Here is a 17,555-nt window from a genome sequence, read left to right as displayed (position 1 = left end):
TCCAATCGCTTTGGCGTCATCATTCGAGCCCTAGCTGCTTGCGCATGCGCGCGGTGATCGACTGGCGTACCTTGCCCATGTCGGCCCAAGGGTCGTCGACCTCCGCCAGACGCTCGCGCAGGTTGGTGATGTTCCATTGGTTGGCGGCCTTGATTTGCGCCAGTTCCTCACGCCAGACAGGTACCGATACCGGCAGCCCGTCACGGACACGCAGTGAATAGGCGCACGCCGTGGTGGCGCCTTTGCCGTTGCGCAGGTAGTCGATGAAGATGCGTCCCACGCGATTTTTCGGCCCCGACACCGCGCTCAGGCGCTTCGGAAACAGCTTGGCCAGGTAATTGACGATGGCGTGGCTGAAGTCCTTGACCTCGTCCCACCCGGCTCGCCGGGTCAAGGGCACAACCACGTGAATACCCTTGCCACCACTGGTTTTCAGGAACACCTTGAGGCCCAGTTCGTCCAGCAGGGTGAGGGTCAGTTGGGTCGCCTCCACCATGGCCTTCCAGGGCAGCGCAGGGTCAGGGTCCAGGTCGAGGACAAAACGGTCCGGTTTATCGAAATCCTTGTCCGTGGCGTTCCAGGTGTGCAGCTCCAGCATGTTCATCTGCACCGCACCCAGCAGCGTATCGGCGCGATTGATGACCATCGCTGCCTGGCCGGCCTCGGCCTTTTCGTAGCTAAGTACGTTGGGTATGTGCAGCTGGCCCGCATTTTTCTGGAAGAACAGCTCGCCGCCCAGGCCGTCCGGGGCGCGTACCAATGCCACCGGGCGATGCTTGAGCTGGGGCAGGATCCACTGGCTGATGCCGGCGTAATACTCGGCGACCTCACGCTTGGTTACCCCGGTTGAAGGGTCGATGACCCGGTCGGGGTGGGTCAGCCGCAGTTCACCCAGGTTCTCGGACGCCTTGGCCTGTTTGTTGCGGCTGGATACAGTCTTGGCGGGCATGGCGCGCTCCAGGTCAATGGCGGTTGCCGCTTTGTCATCGCGCAGGCCGTGGAACACCGAATGGCGCACGATGCCGTCACGGGTCATCTGGGCAAAGGCGACTTCCGCCAACAACTGCGGCCGCAGCCAGTGCACACCACGCGCTTCGGCTCCGGCAGGCGGCGAGGGCAGGGCTGGCCTGGCGATTTCCAGGGGCTTGAGCCGCGCGTGGATGCTGGCCAGTGTCGTGGCATTGAAGCCGGTACCGACCTTACCGGCATAGCGCAGCTCGCCACTGTCGTTGTCGTGCAGGGCCAGCAGCAGGGCACCGAAGCCGCTGCGGCTGCCTTTGGGGTCGGTGTAGCCGACGATCACGAATTCCTGGCGTTGCTTGCACTTGAGCTTGATCCAGTCCGGGCTACGGCGGCCGCTGTAGACACTGTCAGCTCGCTTGCCGATCAGGCCTTCCAGCTTCAGCCGGCAGGCACTGTCGAGCAGTGACTGGACAGGTTCGTCGAAGTCGGCGGAATACTTGATGACGTCGGAATGGTTGTGCTCAAGCAGTTGGCGCAATGTATCGCGGCGGTTCTGCAGCGGTAGCTGTCGCAGGTCCTGACCGCCCAGAAATGGCAGGTCGAACAGGTAATAGGTGATGCGTTCGTCGTGCTCGGTATCGAAGGCGTTCTGCAGCGCCTGGAAATCAGCCACGCCGGTGTCATCGGCCACCACCATTTCGCCATCGAGCCAGGCCGAGTCGATGCCCAGCGCGCGCAGGGCGGCAACCTGCCGGGGCATCTTGCTGCTCCAGTCATGGCCGTTGCGGGTGAACAGGCGGATGTCCTGGCCCTCGATGCGGGCCAGGATACGGTAGCCATCGAACTTGACTTCGTAGCGCCAGTCGCCGCTGGGGGGAGAATCCACCAACGTTGCCAGCTGTGGCTGTAACTGTGCTGGCAAGGGTGCAGCCTGAGCTTTGTCGGCGCGTTTACGGCTGCTGCGCGGGGCAGTGGCTTTTTTGGCAGCGGATTTGCGTGGCACCAGCGTGCGCTCGCTGAGCACGCTGTCGGGCAGGGCCTCGACAATGCTGTACTCGGTTTCGCTGCGCGCCTGGGCGTCGTGCGACTTAACCAGCATCCATTGCTCTTTCTTGCCGGCCAGGTGGGTGCGGAACAGGTTCCACACGCCGCCTAGCTTCTCACCCAGCAGGCGGAATCGCAGCTTGCCTTTGGCGTAGGCTTCATGCGCGTCGCCTTCAGGCTCCCAGATACCGCGGTCCCAGACGATCACGTCCCCTGCACCATAGTGGCCTTCCGGGATATGGCCCTCGAAATCGGCGTAGTCCAGCGGGTGATCCTCCACATGCACCGCCAGGCGGCGCACCTTGGGATCCAACGACGGGCCTTTGGGGATCGCCCAGCTTTTCAGGGTGCCATCGAGCTCCAGGCGGAAGTCGTAGTGCAAATGACTGGCGTCGTGTTTCTGGATGCAGAACTGCAGCGCATGGGCCCGTTTGCCACGTTTGCGTTTGCCGCTGGGCTCGGGTGTGGCGTTGAAGTCGCGCTTGCGCGCGTATTCCTGCAGGGGCTTGGCCATGGCGGGCTCCGGGCAGATCACGGTCTCTAACGTGGGAGGCGCCGGCCGAGGCGGTAGTTCAAAAAACTCTGAATCTTCCGTGAGCTGGCGTAGTCGACCGAATGAAGCCACCTGATGGAGAACGCACATGACCCGACCCGATGCAACTAAGCCATACACCCCCACCGCAATCGATGACATCGAAGACCGCATGGGCAGCGTGCATGAGCTGGATTTCGATGAACGCCTGGAAGAGCGCGAAGGGCGTGTGGGCGACGAGCGACCTGCCGCCGAGGTCGACCGTGAGTTTCCCCCCCGGCGCGTGGCGCAAAGTGGCATGACCGGCGGCGAGGCGCTGAGTGACAGCCTGCATGAGGACAATGTCACCTACGACGATTTGAGCCCGGACACCTTGCTGGACGAAACCGGTGCCCGCGACCCCCACGAGCCGGGCGGCAGTGGCGGCCCGGCAGACCAGCGTTTGCGCCAGGTGGATGCCGATGAGATCGGTGGCGGCATTGGCCTGGACGAGGCCGAACTGGCCCGATCCGCGCCGCTGGACGGGGTGCCCTGGACCGACGATGTGATTGATGACGAGGAGAGCAAGCCATGAACGAACAACGCTGCGCCTGCGCGCACTGTTCCTGCACGGTGGATGCCAATGCCTTGCAACGCGACGGCAAGGCCTATTGCTGCGAGGCCTGCGCCAGCGGCCACCGCAAGGGTGAGCCATGCCGGATGCAGGACTGCCATTGTGGTGAGAAGCCGGGCGAGAGCGCGGTGGACAATGCGCTGGATGAAACCTTTCCAGCGAGTGATCCGATCTCGCCCTGAAGCCAGTAGGCGGGCTGCCTTTTCACCCGGTCGCCCAATCCTTTGGGCCTAGGGTGTTGTGTTGCCTGCTTCGCGGGTAAACCCGCTCCTACATTTACGGCGCATGGCTTGGGCCTGGTTGGTTTCTTGGCGCGCCCCCCCGTAGGAGCGGGTTCACCCGCGAACACCGGCAAAGCCGGTGCCATGCAACGTGTTGCCTGCTTCGCGGGTAAACCCGCTCCTACATTATTTACGGCGCATGTCTTGGGCTTGGTTGGTTTCTTGGCGCGCCCCCGTAGGAGCGGGTTCACCCGCGAACACCGGCAAAGCCGGTGCCATGCAACGCGTCGCGTCTGCCACCTCCAGCGAACACAGCCCCTTTCAGGTCTGAGCAGGCTTGTCGCGCCGGCGCATTGCCTTGGCGCGCTTTTCCAGGATCAGGTAGGTCACCACCGCCAACAGCAGCGGAATCAGGTAGTACAGCGTGCGATAGCCGAGCAGGGCAGCCACCAGCGTGCCCTGGCCCATCTGCCCATGCAGGAGGGCGAGGAACACCGCTTCCAGCACACCCAGCCCCGCAGGGATATGCGCCACCACGCCGGCCACACAACTGATCAGCAGGATGCCGAGAATCGACGGGTAGAACGCTTCGCCCGGCAGCAGCCAGAAGATCAGCAGCGCCATCAGTGCCCAGTTACTGGCACCCAGCGCGACCTGGCACAGCGCCAGACGCAGCGAGGGCAGCGTCACTTCGTGGTCGCGCCAGCACCAGGTGCGCTTCTTGGCAAAACCACAGGCCAGCAGGTAGCCGCCCGCAATCGCCAGCAACAGCAGGCCGATCAGGCGCAGGCCTGTAGTGCCCACCGCCCAGTTGCCGGGCATCTCGACCAGGCCCAGGGCAAATACGGTGCCGGCCAGCAGCATATAGCCCATCCAGTTGGTCAACAGCCCCAAGGTGAGGATTCGTGTAATGGTCGCGGTATCCAGGCCCAACCGCCCATAAAGGCGGTAGCGCAAGGCAACCCCGCCTACCCAGGTAGTGAAATTGAGGTTGAAGGCGTAGCACACGAACGCGACGGGCAATACCTGCCGGGCAGGTAGCGTATGGCCGGTGTAAGCCCGGGCCAACAGGTCGTAACTGGCAAACGCGAGGTAGCTGCACAGCGCGATCGCCAAGCCGATGGCAAGGGTGCCAGGCTTGTAGGCGAGCAAAGACTGACGTACTTCGTTCCAGTCCAGATTGCGCGCCAGCAGGTACAGAAGCACAGGGATCAGGATCAGAAACGCGAGTGTGAACACGCGTTTGCCCCACGTTTGCCAGCTTTTGCGCGCCATCAGGAGTTGCCCTCGTGCAAGTTGCCCTGGGGTTCGGCTTCCGGCTGCACCGAGCGCAAACGCTGCCGGTGCGCAGGGAACCAGCCCGCAATGCGCGGGAAGTGGCGGATCACGTGGAAGCACACGAAGATCAACGGTGCTCGCCACCAGTAGCCGCGAATCATGCGCTCCAGGGTGACCGGTTTGCATTGCTCGCTGGCCAGTGTCTGCAGATGCTGGTGCAGTTGCTGGTTGAAGGCCCGGTCACGAATGAACAGGTTGGCCTCCAGGTTGAACGACAGGCTGAGGGGGTCGAGGTTGCTGGAGCCGACGGTGGCCCATTGGTCGTCCACCAGTGCCACCTTGCCGTGCAACGGCCGCTGGCAGTACTCATGAATCTTCACGCCGTCGCGCAGCAGGTAGTTGTACAGCAGGCGCGACAGTGCGCGTACCCAGCGCATGTCGGGCTGGCCCTGCAAAATCAACCGTACCTCCACGCCACGCCGGGCCGCGTTGCGCAGCTCACGCATCAGCCGGTAGCCTGGAAAGAAATACGCATTGGCGACCACAATGCGTTGCCGGGCTTTACGAAACGCCTGAAGGTAGTGTGCCTCGATATCGGTGCTGCGCATGCCGTTGTCACGCTCGATCAACACAGCACTGCTGCTTCCGGCGGGTTCGGTAACCGGGCGTACCGCACTGGGTGGCTGCAGCACGGGAGACATCAGGCGCTTACTGGCTGAATGTACCTGCGCCACTACCGGCCCAGTGACCTCCACGGCATAGTCCTGCTTGGCCATCGCACCAAAGTCGCCTAAATGGTCGGCGCTGTAATTGATACCGCCGATGAAGGCCCGCTCACCATCGACCACCACGATCTTGCGGTGCAAACGGCGAAACAGGTTGGTGCGCATGCCCAACAAGCGGGGTTGTGGATCGAACGCATGAAAGCTGACACCGGCGTCGGTCATCGCTGAAATGAATTCAGCCGGCAGCTCGGCTGTGCCGTAGCCATCCGCGACCACTTCCACGCGTACACCGCGCCGGGCAGCCTCGATCAACACCTGCTGCAATTGCTTGCCCACTTTGTCGTCGAAGATGATGAAGGTTTCCAGCAATATTTCTTCCCGCGCCTGGGCCATGGCCTCGAACACGCGGGGATAGTACTGCTCGCCATTGATCAGCAACTGCACGCTGTTGCCGTCTACCCAAGGTCGGTTCACAGGTTGATCTCCGCAGCCAGTGGTACGTGGTCGGACAGATGCGACCACGGGTATTTGGACAGCACCTGGGCTGCGCCCGGCACCGCGTTTCGCAGGTAGATGCGGTCCAGGCGCAACAACGGCAGGCGCGCGGGGAAACTGCGCGCCGGGGTGCCGAAGGCCTCTGTCAGGTGTTCGCTCAGCACCGCGTCCGCCTTCAGCCGCCAGTCGTTGAAATCGCCGGCGATGATGACCGGCGCGTTGGGCGGCAGGCTGGCCAGCAGGTCCAGCATCAGTTTCACCTGGCGCTGCCGGTGGGCTTCCCGCAGGCCCAGGTGCACGCATACCGCATGCACCTCGTCATGGCCCGGCACCTCCAGCTGGCAATGCAGCAGGCCACGCTGTTCATTGCCCTGCACCGAAACATCCAGGTTGTTGAAGCGCCTGATGGGGAATTTCGACAACAGCGCGTTGCCGTGGTCGCCATGGGGATAGACCGCATTGCGGCCATAGGCGAACTGCGGCCACATGCTGTCGGCCAGAAACTCGTACTGCGGCGTTTCGGGCCAGGCTGGGTGGCGCAAGGCATGCTGCTGATGACTGCCGTGCACCTCCTGCAAAAACACCAGGTCGGCGCCTGTGGCGCGCACCGCCTCGCGCAACTCGGGCAGGATGAAGCGCCGGTTGAAGAAGGTGAAGCCTTTGTGCACGTTCAGCGTCAGCACATTCAGCCGACGAACAGCGGTCACCTTGTCGATGATGCAGCGTGGGGCGGGTAGGGTCTTGTTCACAAGGCCACCTCCGGTACCACGCCTGGCTCGGTCATCAGCTCATGGTCCAGCGACAGCTTTTGCAGCAAGCGCCTGGCGTCGTATGGCGCGTGAACCTTCTGGTCATTGTCGAAGTAGCAGAACACATCCCGTGCCGCACACCGAGGCGGCGGCCCCGGCACGATCAGGCGGGCATCGTCCGCCTGGTTACCTTCGCTCCATAGCTGGATACGCTGCTTCCAGCGCCGCAGCGCGCGTGCGGTATATCCGCTGCTGTACAACTCCACATCCCCGTGCAGGCGCATGTAGACGAAGTCGGCGGTTACATCTTCGGCACAGGGCCATTTGCCGGCGCTGTCGGCAACCACCAGCGCCACGCGATGTTTGCGTAACAGCTTGACGAAGGCTTCACAGAGGAAGCTCTCGTGGCGGATTTCCACGGCGTGGCGCAAGCGCGCATTGCCCTTGATGGCAAGGCTGCCATTACCCTTCAGGCGCTCGGCGCAGCCTTGGGCGCGTTCACGGGCCGCTTCGCGTGTGTGTGGCAGCAGCTCCAGGAACCGGGCAAAACGGTCTTCATCGAACTTCATGCTAGGGGGGAACTGCCACAGGAACGGCCCGAGCTTTTCGCCCAACAGCAGCGGGCCGGAAGCGAAAAAATTGGCCAAGGGCTCTTCGATTTCCTTCAGCCGCCGGACATGGGTGATATAGCGCGGCCCCTTGACCGCGAACACGAAGCCTTCCGGCGTTGCTTCACGCCAGCCCAGATAGCGCTCGGGCGTCTGCAGGCTGTAGAACGAGCCATTGATCTCGATGCTGTTCACCGCCCGTGAAGCGAATGCCAGTTCATCGTCCTGTTTCAGGCCTTTGGGGTAGAAATCCTTGCGCCAGGGGCCATAGCGCCACCCGGAGATACCGATGCGAATATCGCTCACGCTGCCGTCCTCACTGCCGGTTCCTAGTTCGGTCGCTCTGAAGGTGCGACCGGCAAAGACCGCCGAGGGTTCACAACGCTTGACCAACGGAAATGCTGACGCCGAGTTGAACTTTGCGGCAGTTGGCGTCTCCACCGCATACCCGTTTCATGGAAGGGTGCCAGGATGACATTCGAGCGTTTCGCCCACCGCCAGAGGGCCGGGCTGGGCGACGATGGCAAAAGATCAAGCAATGACCTGCCACCCGTGGAGGCAAGCATGGCCAGACATATCATCCACTTCACCGGACCGATCAATTCGTCTACCTGCGGCAACCTGATCACGACCTGCTCGCGGGCATTGCAACAGGGTGCCGAGCTTCTGCAACTGAACATCGCCACCATGGGCGGCGAATGCAGCTATGGGTTTACCCTGTACAACTTTCTGCGGGCGTTACCTGTGGAGGTGCATACCCACAACCTGGGCACGGTGGAATCCATGGGCAATATCCTCTTCCTTGCCGGAGCGCGACGCACGGCTTGCAGTTTCAGCAAGTTTCTTTTCCACCCGTTTCATTGGACCTTGCATGGTTCGGTGGACCATTCGCGGATGTCCGAGTATGCGATGAGCCTGGATTACGACCTGCGCCTGTATGCGCAGATCGTGGCGGAGCGCACGAAAGGCGCGACCGAGGTTTTGGATGTACCGCGCTATCTAATGGCCTATCCAAGGATACTGGCGCCGCGGGAGGCGCTGGAAAACGGAATGATCCATGCAATCGACGAGATGCCCATCGCGTCAGACGCAACGCAGTGGAGTGTGCACGCCTAGCTCACCGAACGGACGCTGCAGTGCTCGCGTCACAAGCCAGCAAGGAGCGGATCAGGGCCTTGATCTCGCCCTTCACCACAGCCACCTGGTCCAGGTGGGCAAAGCGGCAATCGGAGATCTCATGCCGGGCCCTAGGCTGCGGTGCGTCGGCAAACTCCGCTGCAAACACGTAATGCATCCGCTCTGGCGTTTCGTGGCGCATCAACAAAACCAGCGATTCAGCCTTTAGCCCAGTCTCTTCAAGCAACTCCCGCTCGGCGGCCTGCATAGGTGTCTCGCCGGGCTCGATCTTGCCGCCTGGAAGGGTCCAGGGCGCGTTGGGCTTTCTTACCCACAACCATTTGTGGCGCTGCTTGCCATGCCGGCAAATGATGGTGGCGCGATGCTTGACTGGCTTCATTCAGGCTCCTGGGCGATTCCTTCATTGCATGAAGTTTCGGCCCTGGCTGGCAATAAACGTTGCGTTGAAGCTGACGAACGGTCACATCCGTCACGCAAATATATTGTGTGCTGCTTTTCGTACCGACGGTCAGCTGACAGCAAAGCGATCAAGCACAGCGATAAAACAGGCTCTCGGCAGGGGCGCACATTCGGCCACTGGTAACAAAGGTCGACAAAAACTTTGAATCTTCTGGCCATGGCCCGATCAATCAAAAGGTCATCCATGGAGAAGAGGAGGCCCCCTGCGATGCCTAGCCCACAGCTGTACATAATCGATTACAAACTGCATGACCAGCCGCGCAGTTTCATCATCCGCCTGGAACGCTTGGACAATGCCGAGGCCTGGCATTGGGCAAGTTGTGATGCGGGCATCGGCATCATTCCCAAGTTCGGTCGCGAGAAAATCAGGAAGGTCAGTCGGCCGATGGCCGAGCGTTACGGCATTACCGCCGTGAGCTGGCGGATTTCGGGGAACAAGCCCAACCAGTCGGTGGGCGATCCGGCGGCGATGGTTTAACAGCTCGCCTGCAACCGGTAAAAGAAACTGCAGGAACGGACGTGCCCGCTCCTGCAGTGTACGCTGACACTCCTAGTGTCAGGCGCCAGACTCAGGGTCGCTGGCCGGGACGCCGGGACGGTTTTCCTCATCATCAGTCACATTAGGGTCGGTATCCGGGTCGTCTGCCCGATCATTGCGTCGATCCGGCTCCAGCTCCGGCCAGTCATCTTCAACATTGCCGCCACCCATTCGCAGTAGGGAATTCATGGTGCAGTCCTCGTTCATGATCCTTATGAATTAAGAGCGACAGGTGCACGCCAGAGGTCCACTGAGCATCGGCAGTCGCTGACCAACGGTTTCAGGTACCTGAGTAATTCACGGCAGCCTCTTAGGTGCATTGATCCCAAGTGCCTTGAGCAGCTACTGGCCTCTTCGCGGGTGAACCCGCTCCTACGGGGGAGCTGTGCAGTGCCGCTTAGAGGCGGCTTGCCCGAGAAGAGGCCAGTAGCGTCAACACATCATGCTGGTTTTTTCAGTACCAAGGTTAGGATGTCATAGCTGGCCACCAATTCACCCAGCTGATTGGTCACCTCCACATCCCACGCCACCACCCCCTGCGGCTGCCCCAGCGGGCTGGTCTTGCCCTGGTCGATCTTGCGCTTGCAGGTCAGGCGCGCCTGGATGGTATCGCCAATGCCCACCGGGTTGATGAAGCGCAGGGTGTCCAGCCCATAGTTGGCCAATACCGGTCCGGCGCCGGGCGACACGAACAGCCCGGCCGCTGCCGACAGTACGAAGTAACCGTGGGCAATGCGTTTACCGAACTGCGACGCCTTGGCGGCGATTTCGTCGAAGTGCATATAGAAATGGTCGCCTGACAGGCAGCCGAAATTGACCAGGTCAGCTTCTGTCACGGTGCGGCGATGGGTGAGCAGCGACTCGCCGACACGCAGCTGCTCGAAGTAGCGACGGAACGGGTGCACTTCGGTTTCGATCACTTCGCCGCCGCGCACGTACTCGCCGGTGACCGCCGTGAGCATGCTCGGCGAGCCTTGTACTGCGGCGCGCTGCAGGTAGTGCTTCACCGCACGCAGGCCTCCCAGCTCTTCACCACCGCCGGCGCGGCCCGGGCCACCGTGCTTGAGCTGCGGCAGCGGCGAGCCGTGACCGGTGGACTCCTTGGCGGCCTGGCTATCGAGCACCAGCAGACGGCCATGCCAGGCAGCAGCCACCGGGATAGCCTTGGCGGCCACGCTGCGGTCGGCGGTGACCAGGGTCGCCACCAGGCTGCCTTTGCCACGGGCAGCCAGTGCCAAGGCTTCGTCGAGGTCGTCATAGGCCATCAGCGTACTGACCGGGCCGAACGCTTCGATATCGTGGGCGCCGCCCTCGGCATGCGGATCGCGGGCCTGCAACAAGGTTGGCGCAAAGAACGCGCCTTCTGCCACGCCTTCGCCACGCGGGGCAAAGCCATCGCTGGCGCCGAACAGCTGGTCACAACTCTGCAGCAGGCTGCGCACACGCTCGCCGACGTCGCGCTGCTGGTCATGGGAGGCCAGGGCCCCCATGCGCACACCTTCAAGCGACGGGTCGCCTACCACGACCTTGCTCAGGCGCTCGCGCAGGCGCGTGGCAACGGCATCCAGGTGCCTGGCCGGGACGATCGCGCGGCGGATGGCGGTGCACTTCTGCCCGGCTTTAGTGGTCATTTCACGCACCACTTCCTTGATGTACAGGTCGAATTCTTCGCTGTCCGGACTCACGTCCGGGCCAAGGATGGCGCAGTTGAGCGAGTCGGCCTCGGCGGTGAACGGCACCGAGTTACGAATCAGGTTGGGCGTCACGCGCAGTTTCGCGGCAGTGTCGGCGGAGCCGGTGAAGGTCACCACGTCCTGCCCCTGCAGGCGGTCGAGCAGGTCGCCGGTGCTGCCGATAACAAGCTGCAGGCTGCCTTCGGGGAGCAGGCCGGAAGCATTCATCAGGCGTACCACGGCCTCGGTCAAATAGCTGGTCGAGGTCGCCGGCTTGACGATGCAGGGCATACCGGCCAGGAACGTCGGGGCAAACTTTTCCAGCATGCCCCAGATGGGGAAGTTGAACGCGTTGATGTGCACCGCAACGCCTGCCCGTGGCACCAGGATATGACTACCGGCGAAATGGCCTTGCTTGCCCAACGGTATGGCTGGGCCCTCGTGCACCAGGTTACCCGACGGCAGCTCGCGGCTGCCGATACCGGCATAGGAGAACAGCGTGGCGTTGCCGCCTTCGATGTCGATCCAGCTGTCAGCCCGGGTGGCGCCGCTGTGGTGCGACAGGGCGTAGAGCTGCTCCTTGCGTTCGGCCAGGTACAGGGCCAGGGCTTTGAGGCGTTGGGCACGCTGTTGGAAATCCATGCCCATCAGCGAAGCAAGGCCGCGTGCACGAGCGTAGTCCACAGCTTCGGCGAAGTCCGGGCGCTCTTCATGGCTGTAGGCCAGTACGTGGCCGTCGAGGGCGCTGCGCAGGGCCTGGGCGCCGTGCTGGCCGAGCCAACGGCCGGCGATGAAACTTTGCAGAGTAGGGGCGGCAGACATGCTGTTCTCCATGCTGTTCAAAAAGTGGGGGGCGCTGTTACCACAGCGCCAGGGTGTAGCCGATGATCAGGCGGTTTTCGTCCACGGCGTTGGTCAGGCCGTTGCCGGAGCGGAAGGTGACATTGCGCCAGCGCAGGCTGACGTCCTTGAGCGGGCCACTCTGGATGACATACGTGATGTCGGTGTCGCGCTCGCGCTCGCGGCCATTGGTCACGGTGGCAGTTTCCGCGTGGCGACCGTCGGTGTAGCGGGTCATGAAACTCAGGCCGGGGATGCCCATGGCAACGAAGTCGTAGTCGTAGCGCACTTGCCAAGAGTCCAGCCCGGCGCGGGTGAAGGTGTTGTAGGTGACCAGGTTGACGGTGAACGGGTCGCCGCCGTTGACGAACGGGAAGGCGCTGTCACCGGACATCTGCTGCCAGGTGGCGGTGAACTTGTGCGCCCGCACGCCCAGGGTGAACATGGCGTTGAAGTTACGGTTGTCGATGTTGCCGGCACGCTCGGCACCGTCATTGCGGCTGTCGAAGTAGCGCAGGTCACTGCGCAGGCTCACACCTTCTGCCAGTGGGCGGGTGTCGATCAGCCCGACGAACTGCTGACGGTAGATGTCCTGGAGCTTGGCGTAGTAATAGCTGACCGTGGTTTGCGGGGTGATGGCGTAGCTGCCACCACCAAAGTCCAGGTGGTCACTGCTGGCAGCGCCATAGCCGATGTCGTCGCGGCCAGAGGAGTCACGCAGGTTGGCCTTGGTCAGGCGTCCGGCATTGAAGGTGAGGCCATCGAGGTCCTGACTGGTGAGCAGGCCACCCTGGAAGGTGGACGCCAGCAGGCGGGTGTCGTTGTACACCACCACCGGCAGGATCGGCTGCAAGGTGCCCAGCCGCAAGGTGCTCTTGGACACGCGAACCTTGCCGGTCAGGCCCAGCTCGCTGTAGTCGTCGACCGGTTCGTGACTGTTCGGGCCAAAAGGCAGCAGGCCGGTGTTGCGACGGTCGCGGCTGGAGTCGAGCTTGATGCCCAACTGGCCCAGGGCGTCCACGCCAAAGCCGACCGGGCCTTCGGTGAAGCCCGATTCCAGCTTGGCGGTAAAGCCCTGGCCCCATTCTTCGGCCTTGGCCTGCGGGGCGTTGCTCTGGCGGAAATCACGGTTGATGTAGTGGTTGCGCAGCTCCAGGCGTGCATGGCTGTCGCCGATGAAGTCGGCCAGCGCGGGCATGGGCAGGGCGAGGGTGGCCAGCCAGGCGGCTGACATGAAGTGTGTGCGGTTCATTGTTGTTTTACCCGACATGTCTGTTCGTCCTTGCAGTCAGTGTTTGCTGGCGCCAGCCGCGCCGATACCGGTCATGGAGCGGATGAACTGGCCCAGGTAGCGACCCCGTTCTTCAACGGCACGTTCGGAGCTGTCGGTAACCGAGAACACCCAGGCACTGAGGAAGGCCAGGCTCATGGAGAACAGCGCAGGGTTGCTGTAGGGGAACAGCGCCGTTTCGTTGTGCAGCACGTTGACCCACACCGCCGGGCCCAGCACCACCAACAGCACCGCCGAGACCAGCCCGGCCATGCTGCCGCACACCGCGCCGCGGGTGGTCAGGCCTTTCCAGAACATGGAAAGGAGCAGCACCGGGAAGTTGACCGAAGCGGCCACCGCCAGCACCAGGCCGGAAAGGAAGGCAATGTTCTGCGACTCGAACATCAGGCCCAGGATCACCGCCAGCAGGCCGATGACCAGCGTGGCAATGCGTGACACGCGCATTTCCTCTTGCTCGGTAGCCTTGCCTTTGCGCATCACGCAGGCATACAGGTCGTGGGACACGGCCGATGCGCCGGACAGCGCCAGGCCAGCGACCACAGCCAGAATGGTGGCGAAGGCGACGGCAGAGATGAAACCCAGGAACAGGTTGCCACCGACGGCCTGGGCCAGGTGCACGGCGACCATGTTGCCGCCACCGATGATGGCGCCAGTGGCGTCGCGGTAGGACGGCTCGGTGCCGACCATGACGATGGCGCCAAAGCCGACAACGATTAGCAGCAGGTAGAAGTAACCAATGAAACCGGTGGCGTAGAACACGCTCTTGCGTGCTTCCTTGGCATCACTGACAGTGAAGAAGCGCATCAGGATATGCGGCAGGCCAGCGGTACCGAACATCATGCCCAAACCGAGGGAAATGGCGTCCACCGGGTTGGACAACAAGCCGCCTGGCGCCATGATCGCCTGGCCCTTGGCATGCACGGCCACGGCACTGGCAAACATGGCCTCGGTGCTGAAGCCGAAGTGCTTGAGCACCATGAAGGCCATGAAACTGGTGCCCGACAGCAGCATTACCGCCTTGATGATCTGCACCCAGGTGGTGGCGAGCATGCCACCGAAGGTGACATACGCAACCATCAGCACACCGACCAGCATCACGGCGTACAGGTAGCTGATGCCGAACAGCAGCTCGATCAGCTTGCCGGCGCCGACCATTTGCGCCACCAGGTACATCAGCGCCACCACCAGGGTGCCGAAAGCCGAGGTCAAGCGCACCGGGGTTTGCGCCAGCCGGTAGCTGACCACGTCGGCGAAAGTGTACTTGCCCAGGTTGCGCAGGCGCTCGGCAATCAGGAACAGGATGATCGGCCAGCCCGCCAGGACACCGAGGGCATACAACAGGCCGTCGTAGCCGTTCATGAACATCATCGCGGAAATGCCCAGGAACGAAGCGGCACTGATCATGTCGCCCGCGATCGCCAGGCCGTTCTGCATGCCGCTCAAGCCGCCGCCGGCGGTGTAGAAGTCGCTGGCCGAGCGGGTGCGCAGGGCAGCCCAGCGGGTGACCAGCAGGGTGAAGCAGACAAACACCATGAACATCGAAATGGCTGTCCAGTTCATTGTGCGCACTCCTGCTTGACCTTGTCGTTGAGCGGGTCGAGCACGTTGTTGGCGCGGTGTACGTAGATGCCGGTCAGGGCAAAGGACAGCAGCACCATCAGCACGCCCACCAGCATGCCGACCGTGGTCACGCCGCCGCTGAGGGACTGGCCGAGGGTGCTGGGCGAAAACGCAACCAGCAGGACGAAGCCGTAGTAGACCACCAGCATGGCCAGGGTCAGGCTGCCGTTAAGGCGGCGTTTGCGCCGCACCAGGTGCTGGAAGTCGGGGTGGTTGGCGATGCTTTCTATGCGTTCGGGTGTCATGGCAAGCGATCTCTTGGTTTTGTAATTGTTGTGTTGAGGTCACGCGGGGTATTGCGTTGCTGCTCAGGCCCTCTTCGCAGGTAAGGATGCCGCCCTAAGGCCCTGCGCAGGCCCTGTAGGAGCGGGTTTACCCGCGAAGCAGTCGCCTCGGTCTACAGCTGGTCGAAATCAAGCACCACCTTGTCACTCACCGGGTAGGTCTGGCACGACAGCACATACCCGGCCGCCACTTCGTAGTCTTCGAGGGCATGGTTGCTGTCCATCTCCACTTCGCCCTCGATCACCCGGCACTTGCAGGTGGAGCACACGCCGGCCTTGCACGAGTAGGGCAGCTCGGCGCCAATGGCGTTGCCGGCGTCCAGCACGTTCTGGGTGTTGCGCGGCAGGTCGAAGCTCAGTGCCCGGCCGTCGCTGATCACGGTGATATGGCTAAGCGCCGAATCCACCTGGCGTGCCGCCTCACGGGCTTCGCGGCGGGCCTCGCTGCCGGCGGTGGCGAACAGCTCGAAGTGAATGCGTTCCTTGGCCATGCCGTTGGCCTGCAGGCTGTCACGCACGGTCTCGGTCATCGCCTGCGGGCCGCAGATGAATGCCGCGTCCAGCCCGGCAACGTCCAGCCAGCGCGAAAACAGCTGGCCGCATTTGTCGGCGTCGATGCGGCCGTTGTACAGGTCGACGTCCTGCTGTTCACGGCTGAACACGAAAATCAGGTTCAAGCGGTCGAGGTAACGGTTTTTCAGGTCTTCGAGCTTGTCGCGGAACAGCGCCCCCGAACTGGAGCGGTTGCCGTACAGCAAGGTGAAACGGCTGTGCGGCTCGCTGGCCAGCGTAGTGGCGATGATCGACAGTATCGGGGTGATGCCGCTGCCGGCAGCTACCCCCAGATAGTTGCCTTGGCGAGCCGGGTCCAGTGGCACGAAGAAGCTCCCCGATGGCGGCATCACTTCCAGTTGCTGGCCGGCCTTGAGCACTTCATTGGCAAACGCCGAGAAGCGCCCGCCCGGCACGCGCTTGACGGCCACGCGCAGCTCGCCGTCCTGCACGGCGCTGCAGATGGAGTAGGAGCGGCGGACTTCTTCGTTGTCCAGCTGGGTACGCATGACCAGGTACTGGCCCTGAGTGAAGCGGAACTGGTCCTGCAGGTGCTCGGGCACATCGAAGGCAATCGATACCGCATCACGGGTCTCATTGCGCACTTGCTTGATGGTCAGGCTGTGAAACTGGCTCATGGTGGTCTCCACGGCTCAAATGCATTTGAAATAGTCGAATGGCTCCAGGCACTCGCGGCAGCGGTACAGCGCCTTGCAGGCCGTGGAGCCGAACTGGCTGAGCAATTCGGTATGGGCGCTGCCGCATTGCGGGCAGCACACCTGGGGGGCTTCGCCGAGCAGGCTGCGCTTGCTGGCGCTGCCTTGCGGCGGCGCAATGCCATAAGCGCGCAGGCGCTCGCGGCCCAGTTCGGTGATCCAGTCGGTGCTCCAGGCCGGGGTCAGCCGACGCTCCAGGTCTGGCGCGGTGAAACCGGCTTGCTCCAGCGCCTGGCGGATATCCCCTTCGATGACTTCGGTGGCCGGGCAGCCAGAATAGGTCGGGGTGACCACCAGGTGCAGGTGGCCGGCGCGCCAATCGACGTCGCGCACGATCCCCAGGTCGACCACGCTGACCACCGGCACTTCAGGGTCCATGACCTGGCCCAATACCGCCCAGGCGCGGGTCAGGTCGTCGCCTTGCTGTGCCCGTGCGCCGCGGTCGCCGGCAATCAGTTCACCAGGTTGCATCGGGGTAGGCCCTTGGCAGGAACTGCATTTCGGCCAGCAGCAGGCCCAGATGCTCGGTGTGCAGGCCTTTGCGGCCATCCAGATAGAAGTGGCTGGCGGCCTTGGGCAGCGGCAGTTCGACCGAAGCAAACGTCGCGGCGACCTGCTTCAGCCAGGTGGCGCCGACGGTAGCGGGATCGGCGCCGATACCGCATTCGGCCAGACGGACTTCGTTGTCGCTGCCAGCGGTGAGTTCAACGGTGAAGCGCCACAGTACCGGGATAGCGGCGAGCATGCGCTGGCGGCTGGCATCGGTACCACCGCCCAGACGTTGTACCCATTCGCTGGACCGGCGCAGGTGGTAGGTGACTTCCTTCAGGGCCTTGGCGGCAATACCGGCGATTCGCGCGTCGCTGGACTCGACCAGCCCCTGGAGCACGGCGAAGTGCCACGCGTCGTAAAGGAACTGCTTGGTCATGGTGACGGCAAAGTCACCGTTGGGTTGCTCGACCAGCAGCAGGTTGCGGTAGGCGCGCTCGTCACGGCGGAACGCCAGGGCATCGGCATCCCGGCCATCGTCGAGCAGCTCGGCGGCATACTCCAGCCAGTTGCGGGCCTGGCCGACCAGATCGAGGCCGACGTTCATCAGGGCCAGCTCTTCCTCGATGGCCGGGGCACGGCCACACCATTCGCAGAGGCGCTGGCCCTGGACCAGGGCGCTGTCGCCGAGCAACAGCAGGTAGGGGATAAGGGCTTCTTTATGCATG

17 protein-coding genes and 1 pseudogene are annotated in these 17,555 nt (G+C 62.9%); 4 read left to right on the top strand and 14 right to left on the bottom strand.

The window, feature by feature from the left end; genetic code table 11:
* Positions 1 to 19: 19 nt before the first annotated feature.
* Positions 20 to 2,521, bottom strand: coding sequence for a DNA ligase D (gene ligD / locus N5D53_RS00735; RefSeq protein WP_279839173.1), 2,502 nt, complete (start codon positions 2,519 to 2,521; stop codon positions 20 to 22).
* Positions 2,522 to 2,648: 127 nt separating this feature from the next.
* Here ligD and N5D53_RS00730 point away from each other — a divergent pair, with 127 nt between their 5' ends.
* The gene (locus N5D53_RS00730; protein ID WP_190869235.1) at positions 2,649 to 3,113 is read left to right on the top strand and encodes a phosphotransferase system, HPr-related protein; all 465 of its coding nucleotides are present in this window, start codon (positions 2,649 to 2,651) and stop codon (positions 3,111 to 3,113) included.
* Positions 3,110 to 3,334, top strand: a complete 225-nt coding sequence (locus N5D53_RS00725; protein ID WP_104961651.1) for a metallothionein — start codon at positions 3,110 to 3,112, stop codon at positions 3,332 to 3,334. The genes N5D53_RS00730 and N5D53_RS00725 overlap by 4 nt, the downstream gene beginning before the upstream one ends.
* A gap of 360 nt (positions 3,335 to 3,694) precedes the next feature.
* Here the strand turns inward: N5D53_RS00725 and N5D53_RS00720 are convergent, their stop codons facing one another.
* Genes N5D53_RS00720 through N5D53_RS00705 form a run of 4 tightly spaced genes read right to left on the bottom strand, consistent with a single transcriptional unit; the run spans position 3,695 to position 7,669 of the window.
* Entirely contained in the window at positions 3,695 to 4,648 is a 954-nt protein-coding gene (locus tag N5D53_RS00720; protein WP_104961650.1) for a lysylphosphatidylglycerol synthase domain-containing protein, read from the bottom strand.
* On the bottom strand, positions 4,648 to 5,850 hold the full coding sequence (clsB, locus tag N5D53_RS00715) for a cardiolipin synthase ClsB (protein WP_064492043.1): 1,203 nt from the start codon (positions 5,848 to 5,850) through the stop codon (positions 4,648 to 4,650). The genes N5D53_RS00720 and clsB overlap by 1 nt, the downstream gene beginning before the upstream one ends.
* Positions 5,847 to 6,620: an endonuclease/exonuclease/phosphatase family protein gene (locus tag N5D53_RS00710; RefSeq protein ID WP_064492044.1), complete on the bottom strand. Its 774-nt coding sequence runs from the start codon at positions 6,618 to 6,620 to the stop codon at positions 5,847 to 5,849. The genes clsB and N5D53_RS00710 overlap by 4 nt, the downstream gene beginning before the upstream one ends.
* Positions 6,617 to 7,669, bottom strand: coding sequence for a DUF72 domain-containing protein (locus N5D53_RS00705; protein WP_279839167.1), 1,053 nt, complete (start codon positions 7,667 to 7,669; stop codon positions 6,617 to 6,619). The genes N5D53_RS00710 and N5D53_RS00705 overlap by 4 nt, the downstream gene beginning before the upstream one ends.
* Positions 7,670 to 7,792: 123 nt before the next feature.
* Between N5D53_RS00705 and N5D53_RS00700 the strand changes: the two genes are divergently transcribed.
* Positions 7,793 to 8,344, top strand: coding sequence for an ATP-dependent Clp protease proteolytic subunit (locus N5D53_RS00700; RefSeq protein ID WP_190869233.1), 552 nt, complete (start codon positions 7,793 to 7,795; stop codon positions 8,342 to 8,344).
* Between the two features lies 1 nt (position 8,345).
* Here the strand turns inward: N5D53_RS00700 and N5D53_RS00695 are convergent, their stop codons facing one another.
* A complete protein-coding gene (locus N5D53_RS00695; protein WP_190869232.1) occupies positions 8,346 to 8,744 on the bottom strand; it encodes an NUDIX hydrolase in 399 nt (132 codons plus the stop codon).
* 288 nt (positions 8,745 to 9,032) lie between these two features.
* Between N5D53_RS00695 and N5D53_RS00690 the strand changes: the two genes are divergently transcribed.
* Positions 9,033 to 9,302 (top strand): DUF6555 family protein, encoded by a 270-nt coding sequence (locus N5D53_RS00690; protein WP_190869231.1) that lies wholly within the window; start codon positions 9,033 to 9,035, stop codon positions 9,300 to 9,302.
* A gap of 78 nt (positions 9,303 to 9,380) precedes the next feature.
* Here N5D53_RS00690 and N5D53_RS00685 read toward each other — a convergent pair whose 3' ends face one another.
* From N5D53_RS00685 to paaC, 8 genes and pseudogenes are all read right to left on the bottom strand, one after another.
* A complete protein-coding gene (locus N5D53_RS00685) occupies positions 9,381 to 9,551 on the bottom strand; it encodes a hypothetical protein (RefSeq protein WP_061405658.1) in 171 nt (56 codons plus the stop codon).
* Positions 9,552 to 9,802: 251 nt separating this feature from the next.
* On the bottom strand, positions 9,803 to 11,857 hold the full coding sequence (gene paaZ, locus N5D53_RS00680; protein ID WP_020190812.1) for a phenylacetic acid degradation bifunctional protein PaaZ: 2,055 nt from the start codon (positions 11,855 to 11,857) through the stop codon (positions 9,803 to 9,805).
* A gap of 37 nt (positions 11,858 to 11,894) precedes the next feature.
* Positions 11,895 to 13,127, bottom strand: coding sequence for an OprD family porin (locus N5D53_RS00675; protein ID WP_190869230.1), 1,233 nt, complete (start codon positions 13,125 to 13,127; stop codon positions 11,895 to 11,897).
* 36 nt (positions 13,128 to 13,163) lie between these two features.
* Positions 13,164 to 14,726, bottom strand: a pseudogene (locus N5D53_RS00670) (cation acetate symporter); the annotation flags it as partial.
* Positions 14,723 to 15,031 carry a DUF485 domain-containing protein gene (locus N5D53_RS00665; RefSeq protein ID WP_004374508.1) on the bottom strand — a complete coding sequence of 103 codons (309 nt, stop codon included), beginning with the start codon at positions 15,029 to 15,031 and terminating at the stop codon, positions 14,723 to 14,725. The gene N5D53_RS00665 and the pseudogene N5D53_RS00670, both read right to left, overlap by 4 nt.
* Positions 15,032 to 15,183: 152 nt before the next feature.
* Positions 15,184 to 16,260, bottom strand: a complete 1,077-nt coding sequence (paaE, locus tag N5D53_RS00660; RefSeq protein WP_104961645.1) for a 1,2-phenylacetyl-CoA epoxidase subunit PaaE — start codon at positions 16,258 to 16,260, stop codon at positions 15,184 to 15,186.
* Between the two features lie 15 nt (positions 16,261 to 16,275).
* Entirely contained in the window at positions 16,276 to 16,809 is a 534-nt protein-coding gene (paaD, locus tag N5D53_RS00655) for a 1,2-phenylacetyl-CoA epoxidase subunit PaaD (protein WP_021784705.1), read from the bottom strand.
* On the bottom strand, positions 16,796 to 17,554 hold the full coding sequence (gene paaC / locus N5D53_RS00650; protein ID WP_020190806.1) for a 1,2-phenylacetyl-CoA epoxidase subunit PaaC: 759 nt from the start codon (positions 17,552 to 17,554) through the stop codon (positions 16,796 to 16,798). The genes paaD and paaC overlap by 14 nt, the downstream gene beginning before the upstream one ends.
* Position 17,555 lies beyond the last annotated feature (1 nt).

It is taken from the genome of Pseudomonas sp. GD03862, assembly GCF_029840855.1.
Lineage (GTDB): Bacteria > Pseudomonadota > Gammaproteobacteria > Pseudomonadales > Pseudomonadaceae > Aquipseudomonas > Aquipseudomonas alloputida.
The sequence above is the reverse complement of the archived record's forward strand: the minus strand, read 5'-3'. Positions and strand labels throughout refer to the sequence as shown.

What these genes read in the sequence shown, in the direction of transcription:
- ligD (WP_279839173.1), bottom strand. Translation starts at nt 2,521, where the DNA reads ATGGCCAAGCCCCTGCAGGAATACGCGCGCAAGCGCGACTTCAACGCC.
- N5D53_RS00730 (WP_190869235.1), top strand. Translation starts at nt 2,649, where the DNA reads ATGACCCGACCCGATGCAACTAAGCCATACACCCCCACCGCAATCGAT.
- N5D53_RS00725 (WP_104961651.1), top strand. Translation starts at nt 3,110, where the DNA reads ATGAACGAACAACGCTGCGCCTGCGCGCACTGTTCCTGCACGGTGGAT.
- N5D53_RS00720 (WP_104961650.1), bottom strand. Translation starts at nt 4,648, where the DNA reads ATGGCGCGCAAAAGCTGGCAAACGTGGGGCAAACGCGTGTTCACACTC.
- N5D53_RS00700 (WP_190869233.1), top strand. Translation starts at nt 7,793, where the DNA reads ATGGCCAGACATATCATCCACTTCACCGGACCGATCAATTCGTCTACC.
- N5D53_RS00695 (WP_190869232.1), bottom strand. Translation starts at nt 8,744, where the DNA reads ATGAAGCCAGTCAAGCATCGCGCCACCATCATTTGCCGGCATGGCAAG.
- N5D53_RS00690 (WP_190869231.1), top strand. Translation starts at nt 9,033, where the DNA reads ATGCCTAGCCCACAGCTGTACATAATCGATTACAAACTGCATGACCAG.
- N5D53_RS00685 (WP_061405658.1), bottom strand. Translation starts at nt 9,551, where the DNA reads ATGAATTCCCTACTGCGAATGGGTGGCGGCAATGTTGAAGATGACTGG.
- paaZ (WP_020190812.1), bottom strand. Translation starts at nt 11,857, where the DNA reads ATGTCTGCCGCCCCTACTCTGCAAAGTTTCATCGCCGGCCGTTGGCTC.
- N5D53_RS00675 (WP_190869230.1), bottom strand. Translation starts at nt 13,127, where the DNA reads ATGAACCGCACACACTTCATGTCAGCCGCCTGGCTGGCCACCCTCGCC.
- N5D53_RS00665 (WP_004374508.1), bottom strand. Translation starts at nt 15,031, where the DNA reads ATGACACCCGAACGCATAGAAAGCATCGCCAACCACCCCGACTTCCAG.
- paaE (WP_104961645.1), bottom strand. Translation starts at nt 16,260, where the DNA reads ATGAGCCAGTTTCACAGCCTGACCATCAAGCAAGTGCGCAATGAGACC.
- paaD (WP_021784705.1), bottom strand. Translation starts at nt 16,809, where the DNA reads ATGCAACCTGGTGAACTGATTGCCGGCGACCGCGGCGCACGGGCACAG.
- paaC (WP_020190806.1), bottom strand. Translation starts at nt 17,554, where the DNA reads ATGCATAAAGAAGCCCTTATCCCCTACCTGCTGTTGCTCGGCGACAGC.